The organism is Celeribacter sp. SCSIO 80838 (assembly GCF_056498065.1).
Map to the genome: position 1 here is coordinate 181,656 of NZ_JAZKMA010000001.1, position 14,208 is coordinate 195,863.

Sequence of the window (14,208 nt, forward strand, 5' to 3'; positions counted from 1 at the left end):
TACCACACATAGAGCAATCTGATGTCTGATCACATAAATCTCGTAAAACTCTGCGTTGGCGTCGATTCATTTGATGAACTGAACGCCTATATCGAAGCCGCCCCCAAGGGTCTGCGCGGCCACACCACCCGCATGTGGCCCAAGCAGGAGGACAAGCTCCTGAAGGGCGGATCGCTCTATTGGGTGATCAAGGGAACCATTCAGGCACGCCAGAAAATCGTGGGACTGGAAGAAGTTATCGGCGAAGACGGCGTACGCCGCTGCCGCATCCAACTGGCCGCGCCGCTGATCCGCACGCAAAACGCGCTGCGCCGTCCGTTTCAGGGCTGGCGCTATCTCAAACCCGAAGACGCCCCCGCCGATCTGCCGCAGGGCCGCGAAAACGAACCCGATCTGCCGCCGGAACTGGCACAGGCGCTGGCCGAGATCGGCGTGATCTGAGTATTTAGGGCAACAAAGGAAACAGGGGAGCCCCCCTGTTCCGTGGCTCAGTCCCCCAGCCCCATCATCTCGGTCAGCTCGGTCAACGTCGCCCGCGTCTCCTCCGTCCAATGCGCCATGCGCGATTTGAACAGCGTCGCCTGCGACCGGTGAATCGGCTCGCAACTCAGCACCTTGAGGTGGTTGGCCCGAAGCGTATCCCCCGTCGAGGTGATGTCGGCGATCGCCTCGGCGGTGAGGTTCTTCACCGTGCCTTCGGTCGCGCCCTGACTGTCGACGAGCTGATAATCCGCCACACCGTTCAGCTTGAGGAACTCGCGCACGAGGTGGTGGTATTTCGTCGCAATGCGCAACCGAAACCCGTGCCGCGCGCGGAAGGCCGACGCGGCGGCGTCGAGATCGTCCAGCGTGTCGACATCGGTCCAACATTTCGGCACGGCAATGATCAGATCGGCATGGCCAAAGCCCATGACGGCAAGTTCGGCGACCTTGCTGTCCCACGAGGCCAGTTTGTCGCGCACGAGATCGGAGCCGGTGACGCCGAGATGGATACGCCCTGCGGCCAGTTCGCGCGGGATCTCGGAGGCGGAGAGCAGGACAAGCTCGACGCCCTCAATGCCCTCGACCGCGCCGGAATATTCCCGCTCAGCCCCCGCCCGCGACAACATCACGCCGCGCTCGGAAAACCATTCGAAGGTCTTTTCCATCAACCGGCCCTTGGAGGGCACGCCAAGTTTGACGACCATCACGCGCCTCCTTTCAGGCTCAGAAGCACGCTGGGGCGGATCACCCCGCCCACGGCCGGAATGGAGCGCCCCTGCCCCAGAACGGCGGTCAGCGCGTCATAGCGCCCGCCTGTCGCGACCGGCGGCAAATCGGGACGGCCCTCGGCGTAAAAGCCAAAAACGAATCCGTCGTAATATTCCATCGAGGTGCGCCCGTAAGAGGCTTCGAAATCGAGGTTCTCAACATCGACGCCCCGCGCGGCCAGCGCGTCGATACGACGCCCCAGAAGGCTGACGGCCTCGGAAATCGCAGGCAGGTCGACCGCAATATCGCGCAATTGCGACAGCACATGCGGCAGGGTCTCCTTGAGCGACAGGATGTCATCCAGAAGCTCGATCTCGGACGCGGAAATCGGCGGTTCGCTCGCGTCTTCTTCGAGCGCCCTGATCCGGCTGTCGATCTCCGTCTGGGTGCGCAGCCCGATAAAGGGAGCTTCCGCGTCCTTGAGGTTGGCGCGCACGCGGTCGAGGTTTTGTTGGCGCAGCGCCGTACCCGCCTCGGAAAACCGCGTCATCAGCGCGCGGAAGCGGCGCGGCCGCCAGATATGGCGCAGCAACGCCGCGCGGCGGCGTTCGGTGGTCTTCAACCCCGCCACGGCGGCCTTGAGAATCCCGATGTCGCCGGTGGCGGCATGCAGCCCCGCATCCGCCAGCACCTCGGCAAAGCGCGCAAACACCTCCGCATCCGCCGCCGCCGGATCGACGCCGTCGAACACCTCGTAACCGACCTGAAAATATTCATTGGCCCGGCTCGGCATGTCTTCCTGTTTGCGGAACACCTCGCCCGCGTAGGTATAACGCGCAGGTTCGGCGCCATCGGTCATGTGCTGTTGCACCACCGGCACGGTAAAATCCGGGCGCAGCATCATCTCGCCGCGCTCCGGGTCGTGGGTTACATAGGCGCGGGCGCGAATGTCCTCGCCGTAGAGGTCCAAAAGCACCTCGGCGGGCAGGAGAATGTCCATTTCCACAGGCTGCGCACCGCTGTCCTCGAAGAAGGCCTTGAGACGCGCGGCCTCAGCCTTGATCGCCGCTTTCGGAATGTCAAAACGGGGCATCAGCTATAGCTTTCGATGATCTCGCGCACTTTCGCGACCATCTGGTCACGCGGCACTTCATATTGGTTCGGGCGGTCTTTCCACTCTTCGAGAGAGGCGTTCTCGGCAATCTTCGCCCCGAGGATCAGGTCCTTGATCTGCACCACGCCGCGCTCCGCCTCGTCGCCGCCCTGAATGATCGCCACCGGGCTTTCGCGTTTGTCGGCATATTTGAGCTGGTTGCCGAAGTTCTTCGGATTGCCCAAATACACTTCGGCGCGAATGCCCGCCTGACGCAGCTCCGTCACCATCTCCATATAGGCGCTCATCCGGTCGCGATCCATCACGGTCACCACCACCGGGCCTTGGGCCTTGGACCCGATCCGACCCGTCGCGCGCAGCGCAGCGAGAAGACGGTCGACGCCGATCGACATACCGGTCGCGGGCACGGATTGCCCGGTGAAGCGTTTGACCAGATCGTCATAACGCCCGCCGCCCGCAACCGAGCCGAACTCGCGCACGCGGCCTTTTTCATCGGTGACCTCAAAGGTCAGCTCGGCCTCATAGACCGGCCCGGTGTAATAGCCGAGGCCCCGCACCACGGCGGGGTCGATGACGATGCGGTCGGGGCCGTAGCCTTGGCCTTCGAGCAGCTCGGCGATCTCGCGCAACTCCGCGACGCCCTCTTGGCCGGTCACAGCCGCGCCGACCAACTCGCCCAGACGATCCAGCGTCGTGGCATTGCTGTCCTGACGGCCGTTGACGAAACCGAGGATCAGCTCGACCTGCGCCGTGGCAAGCCCCGCGCCCTTGGTGAAATCGCCGCTCTCGTCCTTGCGCCCTTCGGTCAGCAGCGCCATGACGCCCTCGTCGCCGAACTTGTCATGCTTGTCGATGGTGCGCAGAACGATGCCGCGCACATGCGCGCACTCGTCCGTATCCGGCAGACCAGCGGCCTCCAGCACCCCGTCGAGCACCTTCCGGTTGTTCACCCGCACAATGTAATCGCCACGCGGAATGCCGACCGCCTCAAGCGTATCCGACAACATCGCGCAAATCTCCGCGTCAGCCGCCACAGACGGCGCGCCCACGGTGTCGGCGTCGCATTGATAGAACTGGCGGAAACGCCCCGGCCCCGGTTTTTCGTTGCGCCAGACCGGCCCCATCGCAAAGCGGCGATAGGGCGACGGCAGATCGTTGCGATACTGCGCCGCGACACGCGCAAGCGGCGCGGTCATGTCATAGCGCAGCGCCACCCAATCCGAGTCGTCCTCCTGCCACGCAAACACACCCTCGTTCGGGCGATCCACGTCGGGAAGGAATTTGCCCAGCGCCTCGACGGTCTCGACCGCAGAGGTTTCCAGCGCCTCGAACCCGTAAAGATGATACACTTCGGCGATCTGATCGAGCATATGCTTGCGCTCGCTCACTTCGGTGCCGAAGTAATCACGAAAGCCCTTCGGCGTGACGGCCTTGGGGCGCGGGGTTTTCTTGGGCTTGGCCATGGCTGGTCCTTTTGCACGACTGTCGCGGGCGGCATAGCGGAAGCCCGCCCGCTGAGCAAGGCGGCAGCACTGGCAAAACCCGCGAAATCCCATGAAAAGCTGATGACAAACCCCGTATTCAGGGGCATAAACCCGCTCATAAAAGGAGACCGGCATGTCAGACGAAAATCGCATCATCGCGCTTGAGGAACAGGTCGCCTACCTCACCAAAACCGTCGAGGAGCTCTCCGACGTCGTCGCGCAACAGGAGCGTGTGCTCGAACTGGTGGAAAGACGACTCGGCATGCTGATGGAGGCGGAAGCGCTTCGCCAATCCGAAACCGATGGCTCCGTGCCGCTCGCGGACCAACGCCCGCCGCATTGGTGAAGTTACAATTTGCCCCGCAAATTGTGACAAGACGGGCATTCGAGGCAGCGTTCGCACCGCAAACGCGTTCGAATGCGACCGTCCCCTCGCCCCTCACATATCCTCGACCATCACCACCCCGTCAAAGGACTTGATCGCCCCCTTGATCTCCGGCGTGATCACGAAGGGTTGCGGCACGTCGATCTCGACCTCGTTCTGGCTGTCCGGCGGCATCAGGCAAAAACTGATCGCCCCCTTGGCGGGCTGCTTCGCCTCCCGCGTCACCCGGTTCAAAAGCTCGCCGACCATGACGATGGCCCGAGTGTCCTCGCAATAAATCTTGAGCCCCGCACCGCCCGCATCCGCCACCACGGTTTCCATCGGCGCAACCGAGCGGATCATCGGATCGAACTGCCCGTCGTTGAATCGCCCTTCGAGCGACATCACCAGCTTGTCGTGTTTCTCGAAAATGTCATAGGAGGGTTCGTATTCACCCTTTTTCGGGAACATGGCGATGCCCGCGAGCTGGCCGGTCGGGTCGGAAATATTCATCCGGAAATAGCGCGTCCCCTTGCCGGATTTCATCGGGCGGAACCCGGACACCAGCACACCGACCTTCATGATCACGCCACCCTCGGCCTCGGCGCGGGCCTGCACCTCGGCGAGCGTGCCGATTTTCTTGCGCTTGAGCGCGGCGCTGTAATCGTCGAGCGGGTGGCCGGAGAGATAAAACCCGATGGCTTTCTGCTCTTCCATCAGCCGCTCGGAAGCGACCCAATCGCCGACGGGCGACAGGCGCGGCTCCGGCAGGTCCTCGCCCGCATCGCCAAAGAGCGACACCTGGTTCGAGGCCTTTTGCTCATGGATCGCCGCGGAATATTGCACCAGCGCATCAAGGCTGTCGAAGACCCGGCGGCGGTTGCTGTCCAAGAGATCGAACGCCCCCGCGCGCGCCAGCATCTCCAAAGGCCGTTTGCCGACCTTCTTGAGATCCACCCGCCGGGCGAAATCGAACAGCGTCACGAAAGGCTTGCCGGTTTCTTCTCGGGCTTTGACGATGAGTTGCATCGCCTCGACACCGACGTTCTTGAGCGCGCCCAGCGCATAGACCAGCTTTTGATCCACCACATCGAAAGTCGCCAGAGAGCGGTTCACACAGGGCGGAATGATCTCGATCTCCAAGCCCCGCCGCACCTCTTCGCAGAAGATCGACAGCTTGTCGGTGAGGTGAATATCGCAGTTCATGACGCCCGCCATGAACTCCACCGGGTGGTTCGCCTTGAGCCAGCCGGTTTGATAGGACACCACGCCGTAAGCCGCCGCGTGGGATTTGTTGAAGCCGTAGTTGGCGAATTTCTCCAGAAGGTCGAACACCTCGGAGGCCTTCTTTTTGTCGACGCCATTCTTGGCCGCCCCCGCCTCGAATTTCGGGCGTTCGGCGTCCATCGCCTCCTTGATCTTTTTCCCCATCGCACGGCGCAAAAGGTCAGCGCCGCCAAGCGAATAGCCCGCCATGACCTGCGCGATCTGCATCACCTGTTCCTGATAGACGATGATGCCCTGCGTCTCGGCCAGAATATGGTCGATGGTCGGGTGAACCGACTGCAATTCCTTGCGCCCGTGCTTCACGTCGCAATAGGTCGGGATGTTTTCCATCGGCCCCGGACGATAAAGCGCCACAAGCGCCACAATGTCCTCGATACAGGTTGGCTTCATCTGCCGGAGCGCCTGCATCATGCCCGAGCTTTCCACCTGAAACACTGCAACTGTCTTGGCGTCCGAATAAAGCTTATAGGTCTTCTCGTCATCGAGCGGGATGAGGTTGATCTCGTTCACGCCGCCTTCGGGCGGCTCGTACAATTGCGTCCCGTCGGCGGCGACGTGCAGAGGCCGCCCCGATTTGAAAATCAGGTCCATCGCCGACTGAATGACCGTCAGCGTCTTGAGGCCGAGAAAGTCGAATTTCACCAACCCGGCCTGTTCCACCCATTTCATGTTGAACTGGGTCGCGGGCATGTCGGAGCGCGGATCCTGATAGAGCGGCACAAGATTGTCCAGCGGACGATCCCCGATCACAACCCCCGCAGCGTGGGTCGAGGCGTTGCGCAAAAGCCCCTCGACCTGCTGGCCATAGGTCAAAAGCCGGTCGACGACCTCTTCGTTGCGCGCCTCTTCGCGGAGTTTCGGCTCATCTTCCAGTGCCTGCTTGATCGACACGGGTTTGACCCCCTCGACCGGGATCAGCTTCGACAGCCGATCCACCTGCCCGTAAGGCATCTGCAACACCCGCCCGATGTCGCGCACCGCCGCTTTCGAAAGCAAAGCACCGAAGGTGATGATCTGCCCCACCTTGTCGCGCCCGTATTTCTCCTGCACGTAGCGGATGGTTTCCTCCCGCCGATCCATGCAGAAGTCGATGTCGAAGTCCGGCATCGACACACGTTCCGGGTTCAAAAACCGTTCGAACAGAAGCGAATAGCGCAGCGGGTCCAAATCCGTGATCGTCAGCACATAGGCGACAAGCGAGCCAGCCCCCGAGCCCCGCCCCGGCCCGACCGGAATACCGTTGTCCTTAGACCACTTGATAAAGTCGGCCACGATCAGGAAGTAACCGGGGAAGCCCATCTGTTCGATGATCCCCAGCTCGAACTTGAGCCGCTCCTCGTACTCTTCGCGCGGAGCCGCCGCATCGATCACCGCCAGACGCTTGTCCAGACCTTCCCACGCCTGTTTGCGCAGTTCTTCCACCTCGTCATCGGCGAATTTCGGCAGGATCGGATCGCGTTTATAAGCCTTGAAGGCGCAGCGCTTCGCGATCTCCACCGTGTTCTCGATCGCCTCTGGCAGATCGGCGAACAGCGCCGTCATCTCCGCAGGCGTCTTGAAATAATGCTGTGGCGTCAAACGTCTGCGCGGTTCGACCTGATCCACATAGGCCCCTTCGGCGATACAGATCAGCGCATCATGCGCCTCGTACATCTCTTCCTTCGGGAAATACACGTCGTTGGTCGCGACCAGCGGCAGACCCAGATCGTAGGCCCATTCCACGAAAGGCCGCTCAGTCAGCCGTTCGGCCTCCGTATGGCTGCCGTCCTCACCCGGATGGCGCTGCAACTCGACGTAAAGCCGGTTCGGATAGATCGCCTTGAACCGCTCCAGAAGTGCGCGCGCCTGCGGTTCGTGATTGTCGCGGATCATCCGCCCCACCGGCCCGTCCGAGCCGCCCGTCAGGCAGATCAGCCCCGCCGAATAGCGCTCCAGCTCCGCCATCGTCACCTGCGGAATGCCGTCGTGTTTGTCGACATAGAGGCAGGAGTTGAGCTTCATCAGGTGCTCGTAACCCGTCTCGCTCTGCGCCAGAAGAACCACCGGCGCGGGCGCTTTCTGCCGCTCTCCCGGCTCCGGCTCGTGATAGCCGACGCTGACCTGACAGCCGAGAATCGGCTGAACGCCCGCGCCCTTGGCATATTCGGAAAACTCGAGCGCACAGAACAGGTTGTTGGTGTCCGTCACCGCCACGGCGGGCATGCCCATATCCGTCACCATGCCGCTCAGTTTCTTGAGCCGCATCGCCCCTTCGAGGAGCGAATATTCGGTGTGAACCCGGAGATGGATGAAGGATGCTGTGCTCATGTGCCCGCGAAGCTACCGCAAGCGCGCCGCGCTTTCCAAGGGCAAAACGCCGTTTTTCCACAGCTTCGTGGTCCAGCTCATTTTTTGATCAAAAGTACAAAGCCTGAGCAGATTTCGCTTGGAATCCCTTGCAAAAGCCGTTCTATCCCGGTTTCCTTTCAGAAATCGCACGCGCTTTCCGCCGCATCGGGCGCGTGTCTTGAACAAGAAAGCGGCTGGTCTGACGATGGAGATCACTTTTCGGCTGAACGGCGAGCTTATCACCGCAAGCGACGCGCCGACCCGTACCTTGCTCGATTACCTGCGCGAAACGCGCGGGCTGACGGGCACAAAAGAAGGCTGCAACGAGGGCGATTGCGGTGCCTGCACCGTGATGGTGGAGGACGAGAGCGGCAAGAAACCTCTGAACGCTTGCATTCTCTTCCTGCCGCAGCTGCACGGTAAATCGGTCATCACGGTCGAAGGCCTGTCCAAAGGCGACACGCTCCACCCGGCGCAGACCGCGATGATCGAAGAACATGGCAGCCAATGCGGCTTTTGCACCCCCGGCATCGTCATGTCTCTGGCCACGGCGCACGCGCGCGGCGAGACCAATCATGAGGATGTTCTTGCGGGCAATCTCTGCCGCTGCACCGGCTATGCGCCGATCCTGCGCGCCGCGAAGAAACTCGAATCCGCGCCGATCCCCGAAGAGCTGGAGCACATCCCCTTCCCGGCCCCGGCCATCGTCGAACGGCCGGAAAGCTCCGATGAGTTGGCGGGCCTCTATGCGCTTCGCCCCGACGCCGTGCTGATCGCGGGCGCGACCGATGTCGGGCTTTGGGTCACCAAACAAATGCGCGATCTCGACGTGGTGATCTTCCTCAACGGCGTCGAAGACCTCAAAGGCGTCACCGAGACCGAGGAGGCATTCGAAATCGGTGCGATGACGCCCATCGCCGATCTGATCGCCCTGTTCAAACCGCATTCCGCCTCGCTCTCCGAGATGTACCGCCGCTTTGCCTCCACCCAGGTGCGCGCCGCCGCAACGTTGGGCGGCAATATCGCCAACGGCTCCCCGATTGGAGACAGCCCTCCTCCGCTGATCGCCGCAGGCGCGTCCCTCACGCTGCGCAAGGGAGAAGATCGCCGGACCATCGCGCTTGAGGATTTCTTCATCGCCTATGGCAAACAGGACCGAGGTGCGTCCGAATTCGTCGAAAGCATCACCGTGCCGAAATCCGGCCTCAAGGACCTCAAGGTTTACAAGCTTTCGAAACGCTTCGATCAGGACATTTCCGCCGTCTGCGGTGCGTTCAACATCACGGTCACGGACGGCAAAATCACCGCCGCCCGCATCGCCTTCGGCGGCATGGCCGGAACCCCCGCGCGCGCCAAAACCGTCGAGGCCGCTTTGATCGGCCAGCCTTGGACCATGGACACCATCGAGGCCGCCCTGCCCGCATTTGCCACGGATTACACGCCCATGAGCGACATGCGCGCCTCCGCCGCCTATCGCCTCACCGCCGCGCAAAACATGCTCAAACGCTATTTCGCCGAAAGCCAAGGCCTCACCACCTCGGTTCTTGATGTGAAGGAGGGCGCATAATGTCCGTTGGCTCCCCTCTTCCCCATGACGCCGCCAAGCTCCATGTGACCGGTCAGGCGCGCTATATCGACGACATCCCGCTTCCCGCCGGTGCGCTGCATCTGGCCTTCGGCATGTCCTCCGTCGCCCATGGCGAAATCACGTCGATGGACCTGACCGCCGTGCGCGCCGCCCCCGGTGTGGTCAAGGTCTACACCACCGAGGATTTCCACGGCCATGTGCCGGATTGTTCGCCCTCTCTCGGCGATGAGCCCCTGCTCACCTCCGGCGAGGTCCAATTCATCGGCCAGCCGATCTTCCTCGTCGTCGCCACCTCGCATCTCGCAGCCCGCAAAGCCGCCAAGCTCGGTAAGATCACCTACAACGAACTCCCCGCGCTCCTCGATTATGACGCCGCCATGGCGGCCGACAGCCGGTTCGAAGACGGCCCGCGCATCTATGGCTGCGGGGACGCCGCGACAGCCATCGCCGAGGCCCCGCATAAAATCGAAGGCTCCATCGAGATCGGTGGGCAGGAACATTTCTACCTCGAAGGTCAGGCCGCCGCCGTGCTCCCGCAGGAAGGCGGCGACATGCTGGTCCATTCCTCGACCCAGCACCCGTCGGAGATTCAACACAAGGTCGCCCACGCGCTCCACGTGCCGATGCACGCCGTCCGGGTCGAGACCCGGCGCATGGGTGGCGGCTTCGGCGGCAAGGAGAGCCAGGGCAACTGGCTCGCCATCGCCTGTGCCATCGCGGCGCGCGACACCGGCAAGCCGTGTAAAATGCGTTACGACCGCGACGACGATATGGTGATCACTGGCAAGCGCCACGATTTCCGCATCTCCTACACCTGCGGTTTCGACGACGAGGGGCGCATCCTCGGCATTGATTTCCTACAAATCACCCGTGGCGGCTGGTCGATGGACCTGACGTTGCCGGTGGCCGACCGGGCGATGCTCCACGCCGACAACGCCTATTTCCTGCCGAACGCGCGGATCGAGAGTCATCGCCTCAAAATGAACACCCAATCCAACACCGCCTATCGCGGCTTTGGCGGGCCGCAGGGCGTTTTGGGCATCGAACGCGTGGTCGATCACATCGCGCATGAGCTTGGCAAAGACCCCATCGAGGTGCGCAAGCTCAACTATTACGACGAGATGGTCACGCCCACGGCGGGCGATGGCGTGCCGGAGGATCACGTGCTTTCCCTTGAGGGCGAACCGACCTCCGAGGGCAGCGTCGAACATCTGTACGCCCATCCGCAACACGCAGGCGGACAAGTCACGCCACGCGGCAAGCTGACGCCCTATGGTCAAGAGGTCGAGGACTTTATCCTGCACGGCATGACCGAGGAGCTTTTGAAGACCTCCGACTATGCCGAACGCAAAAAGAGCATCGAAAAATGGAACGATGAGAACCCGATCATCAAAAAAGGATTGGGGGTTTCTCCGGTCAAATTCGGCATCTCCTTCACGCTTACGCACCTCAATCAGGCGGGCGCGCTGGTCCATATCTACAACGACGGATCGATCCACCTGAACCACGGCGGCACGGAAATGGGGCAAGGCCTGTTCCAAAAGGTCGCGCAAGTCGCAGCCCAGGAATTCGGCGTCTCTTTGGACAAGGTGAAGATCACCGCGACGGACACCGCCAAAGTCCCCAACACCTCCGCCACCGCCGCCTCGTCGGGCACGGACCTGAACGGCATGGCGGTGAAGAACGCCTGCGACCGCATTCGCACCCGGCTTGAGGTCTTTATCCTCGAACGCTTCGGGGAAAGCGATGTGATCTGGGCCAAAGGCAAGGTGCATTTCGGGGTCCATGAGATGGATTTCGACGAGCTGATCAGCCTTGCCTATATGAACCGCGTGTCGCTCTCCGCGACCGGGTTCTACAAGACGCCCAAGATCGAATGGGACCGGCTTGCGGGCAAAGGCCGCCCGTTCTTCTACTTCGCCCATGGCATCGCGATCACCGAAGTCGCGCTCGACACGCTCACCGGCGAAAACCGCATTCTGCGCGCCGACATCCTGCATGACGCGGGTGCCTCGCTGAACCCGGCGCTCGACAAGGGGCAGATCGAAGGCGGCTATGTCCAGGGTGCGGGTTGGCTCACCACCGAAGAGCTTGTCTGGGACGCCAAGGGCATGCTCAAAACCCACGCGCCCTCGACCTATAAAATCCCCGCCTGTTCGGACGCGCCCGACGTGTTCAATGTCGATCTCTGGGACGGGCGCAACCGCGAAGAGACAATCTATCGCTCCAAAGCCGTGGGCGAGCCGCCCTTCATGTTGGGGATTTCCGCTTTCCTTGCGCTGTCGGACGCCTGTGCCGCTTGCGGTCCGAATTACCCGGCCCTCAACGCCCCCGCCACGCCGGAGGAATGCCTCGCCGCCATCGAAAGGACAAAAGCGTGAGCTTCGATCGCGACGCGTTGGTCTCAACCCTCGCCCGACATGGCCGCGTCGCCCGTGTTGTCGTGGCCGAGGTGCAGGGATCGACCCCGCGTGAAGTGGGGGCCGCCATGCTGGTCTGGCAAAGCCCGAATGGTGTCGGCCAATCCGGCACCATCGGCGGTGGCACGCTGGAATATGAGGCGGCGAAACGCGCCTTCTCCGCCCCCCGACTGCAACGCCTGCCGCTCGGTCCCGCCATGGGGCAATGCTGCGGTGGCGCGGTAACGCTTTTGACCGAGGTCTTTGAAAGCGTGACCGCGATCCCCGAAGATGTCTTCGCCCGCGGCCCCGGCGACATGCCCTTTTCGATGAAAAAGGCCCTCGCCACCGCCCGCGCCCAAGGTGTGCTCCTCCCGCAGCTCCATGGCGACTGGATGGTCGAACCGATCACCCGCGCCACGCGGCCCTTGTGGGTCTGGGGCGCGGGCCATGTCGGGCGCGCCATCGTCGCCACGCTCGCCCCGCTGCCCGATCTCGCGATCACATGGGTCGACACGGCGGCCAATCGTTTCCCCGACACGCTTCCCGAGGGCGTCACGCAACTCGTGGCCGAACACCCCGAGGCCCTCATGGCCTATGCGCCCGCCGAGGCCGAGCACCTGATCCTGACCTATTCCCATGCGCTCGATCTCGAACTCTGCCACCGCGCGCTCAGCCATGGGTTCGCCTTCGCTGGCCTGATCGGTTCGCGCACGAAATGGGCGCGGTTTCGCAACCGGTTGCGCGATCTCGGCCATGGCGATGCCCAAATCGACCGCATTTGCTGTCCGATTGGGCGACCTGACCTTGGGAAACATCCGCAAGCCATTGCGGTTGGGGTTGCAGCCCAAGTAATCTCGGGGAGAAAGATCACAGAATCTTACGGGGAACGGACAGGGTGACGGAGCTTTTGAAAGTCGTGGGGCTGACCCGCGAATATCCCGGCGTGCGCGCCAATGACGATGTCAGTTTTTCCATCGGCACCGGAGAGGTGCATGCGCTTCTGGGTGAAAACGGCGCCGGGAAATCGACCCTCGTCAAGATGATCTACGGGCTGGAGAAACCCGATGCGGGCTTTATGAAGCTGCGCGGTGGCTCCTATGCGCCGCCCAATCCGCAGGCCGCCCGCGCCGCCGGCGTCGCCATGGTGTTTCAGCATTTCTCTCTGTTCGAAGCGCTGAACGTCGCCGAAAACGTCGCGCTCGGCATGGAAAACCCGCCGAAGATGAGCGATCTGGCCGCCTCCATCCGCGAGGTCTCCGAAAACTACGGCCTGCCTCTGGACCCCGACCGCATCGTCGGCGACCTCTCGGCGGGCGAACGTCAGCGCGTCGAGATCATCCGCTGTCTGTTGCAGGACCCGAAGCTCCTGATCATGGACGAGCCGACTTCGGTGCTGACGCCGCAGGAGGTCGAGATTCTCTTCAAGACCCTGCGCAAGCTGCAATCCGAAGGCACCTCGATCCTCTACATCTCGCACAAGCTCGAAGAGATCCGCGCGCTTTGCGACGGGGCGACGATCCTGCGGCTCGGCAAGGTCGTCGGCATTTGCGATCCGAAAGCCACCACCGCCCGCGAGATGGCGGAGATGATGGTCGGCCAGACGCTGCATGTGCCGACGCGCGAAGGCGGAGAGGCGGGCGAGGTTCTGCTCGATGTGCAGGGGCTGAATTTCGTGCCCTCGAACCCGTTCGGCACACGGCTCAAGGACGTGTCCCTTAGGCTCCGCGCGGGCGAGGTTCTCGGCATCGGCGGGGTTGCGGGCAACGGGCAGGACGAATTGCTCTCGGTGCTGTCGGGCGAGGCGAAAACCGGCAAAGGCTCCGTGATTTTCGACGGTCAGGACGTCAGCCACATGGGCCCCAACGCCCGGCGCAAAATCGGCCTTCTGGCCGCGCCCGAGGAACGTCTCGGCCATGCCGCCGCCCCCAACATGAGCCTGACGGAGAACACCGCGCTCACGGCAACGATCCGCAAAAAGCTCACGAAAAACAACTTCCTGAACTGGAAAAAGACCGAATCTTTCGCGAAAGAGATCATCAAGGGTTTCGACGTCCGCACCCCCGGCCCCGGCTCGGCGGCGCGATCGCTCTCGGGCGGCAATCTTCAGAAATTCGTCATCGGCCGCGAAGTGCTTCAGGACCCGAAAGTCCTCGTGGTGAACCAGCCGACCTGGGGCGTCGATGCCTCCGCCGCCGCGGCGATCCGTCAGGCGCTCCTTGATCTCGCCGCGAAGGGCGCGGGTCTCATCGTGATTTCGCAGGACCTCGACGAGCTGATGGAAATTTCCGACCATTTCGCCGCCCTCAACGAGGGTGCGCTAACCGCGCCGCGTCCCGCCAAGGGCCTGACCGTCGACGAGATCGGCCTGATGATGGGCGGCGCACATGACATGCACGCGGCGGAGACGACGCAAGACGCGACGCAAGACACGGAGGTGGCCGGATGAGCAC

The 14,208-nt window shown here is 62.5% G+C and carries 10 protein-coding genes; 6 read left to right on the forward strand and 4 right to left on the reverse strand.

Annotated elements, in window-relative coordinates:
• Positions 1-21: 21 nt before the first annotated feature.
• Positions 22-441: a DUF1489 family protein gene (locus V1475_RS00830; protein WP_434290549.1), complete on the forward strand. Its 420-nt coding sequence runs from the start codon at positions 22-24 to the stop codon at positions 439-441.
• Between the two features lie 47 nt (positions 442-488).
• Here the strand turns inward: V1475_RS00830 and hisG are convergent, their stop codons facing one another.
• From hisG to hisS, 3 genes are read right to left on the reverse strand one after another with little or no spacing between them, the layout of a single operon-like run.
• Positions 489-1,187: an ATP phosphoribosyltransferase gene (gene hisG / locus V1475_RS00835; protein WP_434290548.1), complete on the reverse strand. Its 699-nt coding sequence runs from the start codon at positions 1,185-1,187 to the stop codon at positions 489-491.
• Positions 1,187-2,284, reverse strand: a complete 1,098-nt coding sequence (locus V1475_RS00840) for an ATP phosphoribosyltransferase regulatory subunit (RefSeq protein WP_479411238.1) — start codon at positions 2,282-2,284, stop codon at positions 1,187-1,189. Before V1475_RS00840 ends, hisG begins: the two co-directional genes overlap by 1 nt.
• Positions 2,284-3,768, reverse strand: coding sequence for a histidine--tRNA ligase (gene hisS, locus V1475_RS00845; protein ID WP_479411239.1), 1,485 nt, complete (start codon positions 3,766-3,768; stop codon positions 2,284-2,286). Before hisS ends, V1475_RS00840 begins: the two co-directional genes overlap by 1 nt.
• A gap of 154 nt (positions 3,769-3,922) precedes the next feature.
• Here hisS and V1475_RS00850 point away from each other — a divergent pair, with 154 nt between their 5' ends.
• Positions 3,923-4,135: a SlyX family protein gene (locus tag V1475_RS00850; protein ID WP_434290545.1), complete on the forward strand. Its 213-nt coding sequence runs from the start codon at positions 3,923-3,925 to the stop codon at positions 4,133-4,135.
• 93 nt (positions 4,136-4,228) lie between these two features.
• Here the strand turns inward: V1475_RS00850 and dnaE are convergent, their stop codons facing one another.
• Positions 4,229-7,747 carry a DNA polymerase III subunit alpha gene (gene dnaE, locus V1475_RS00855; protein ID WP_479411240.1) on the reverse strand — a complete coding sequence of 1,173 codons (3,519 nt, stop codon included), beginning with the start codon at positions 7,745-7,747 and terminating at the stop codon, positions 4,229-4,231.
• A gap of 226 nt (positions 7,748-7,973) precedes the next feature.
• Between dnaE and V1475_RS00860 the strand changes: the two genes are divergently transcribed.
• The 4 genes from V1475_RS00860 to V1475_RS00875 are packed head-to-tail and all read left to right on the forward strand — an operon-like array spanning position 7,974 to position 14,204.
• A complete protein-coding gene (locus V1475_RS00860; protein ID WP_479413936.1) occupies positions 7,974-9,335 on the forward strand; it encodes a xanthine dehydrogenase small subunit in 1,362 nt (453 codons plus the stop codon).
• Positions 9,335-11,737, forward strand: coding sequence for a xanthine dehydrogenase molybdopterin binding subunit (gene xdhB / locus V1475_RS00865; protein ID WP_479411241.1), 2,403 nt, complete (start codon positions 9,335-9,337; stop codon positions 11,735-11,737). Before V1475_RS00860 ends, xdhB begins: the two co-directional genes overlap by 1 nt.
• Positions 11,734-12,657, forward strand: coding sequence for a xanthine dehydrogenase accessory protein XdhC (gene xdhC, locus V1475_RS00870; RefSeq protein WP_479411242.1), 924 nt, complete (start codon positions 11,734-11,736; stop codon positions 12,655-12,657). The genes xdhB and xdhC overlap by 4 nt, the downstream gene beginning before the upstream one ends.
• Complete coding sequence (locus tag V1475_RS00875) at positions 12,654-14,204, forward strand: ABC transporter ATP-binding protein (protein ID WP_479411243.1); 1,551 nt, start codon at positions 12,654-12,656, stop codon at positions 14,202-14,204. Before xdhC ends, V1475_RS00875 begins: the two co-directional genes overlap by 4 nt.
• Positions 14,205-14,208 lie beyond the last annotated feature (4 nt).

What these genes read in the sequence shown, in the direction of transcription:
- V1475_RS00830 (WP_434290549.1), top strand. Translation starts at nt 22, where the DNA reads ATGTCTGATCACATAAATCTCGTAAAACTCTGCGTTGGCGTCGATTCA.
- hisG (WP_434290548.1), bottom strand. Translation starts at nt 1,187, where the DNA reads ATGGTCGTCAAACTTGGCGTGCCCTCCAAGGGCCGGTTGATGGAAAAG.
- V1475_RS00840 (WP_479411238.1), bottom strand. Translation starts at nt 2,284, where the DNA reads ATGCCCCGTTTTGACATTCCGAAAGCGGCGATCAAGGCTGAGGCCGCG.
- hisS (WP_479411239.1), bottom strand. Translation starts at nt 3,768, where the DNA reads ATGGCCAAGCCCAAGAAAACCCCGCGCCCCAAGGCCGTCACGCCGAAG.
- V1475_RS00850 (WP_434290545.1), top strand. Translation starts at nt 3,923, where the DNA reads ATGTCAGACGAAAATCGCATCATCGCGCTTGAGGAACAGGTCGCCTAC.
- dnaE (WP_479411240.1), bottom strand. Translation starts at nt 7,747, where the DNA reads ATGAGCACAGCATCCTTCATCCATCTCCGGGTTCACACCGAATATTCG.
- V1475_RS00860 (WP_479413936.1), top strand. Translation starts at nt 7,974, where the DNA reads ATGGAGATCACTTTTCGGCTGAACGGCGAGCTTATCACCGCAAGCGAC.
- xdhB (WP_479411241.1), top strand. Translation starts at nt 9,335, where the DNA reads ATGTCCGTTGGCTCCCCTCTTCCCCATGACGCCGCCAAGCTCCATGTG.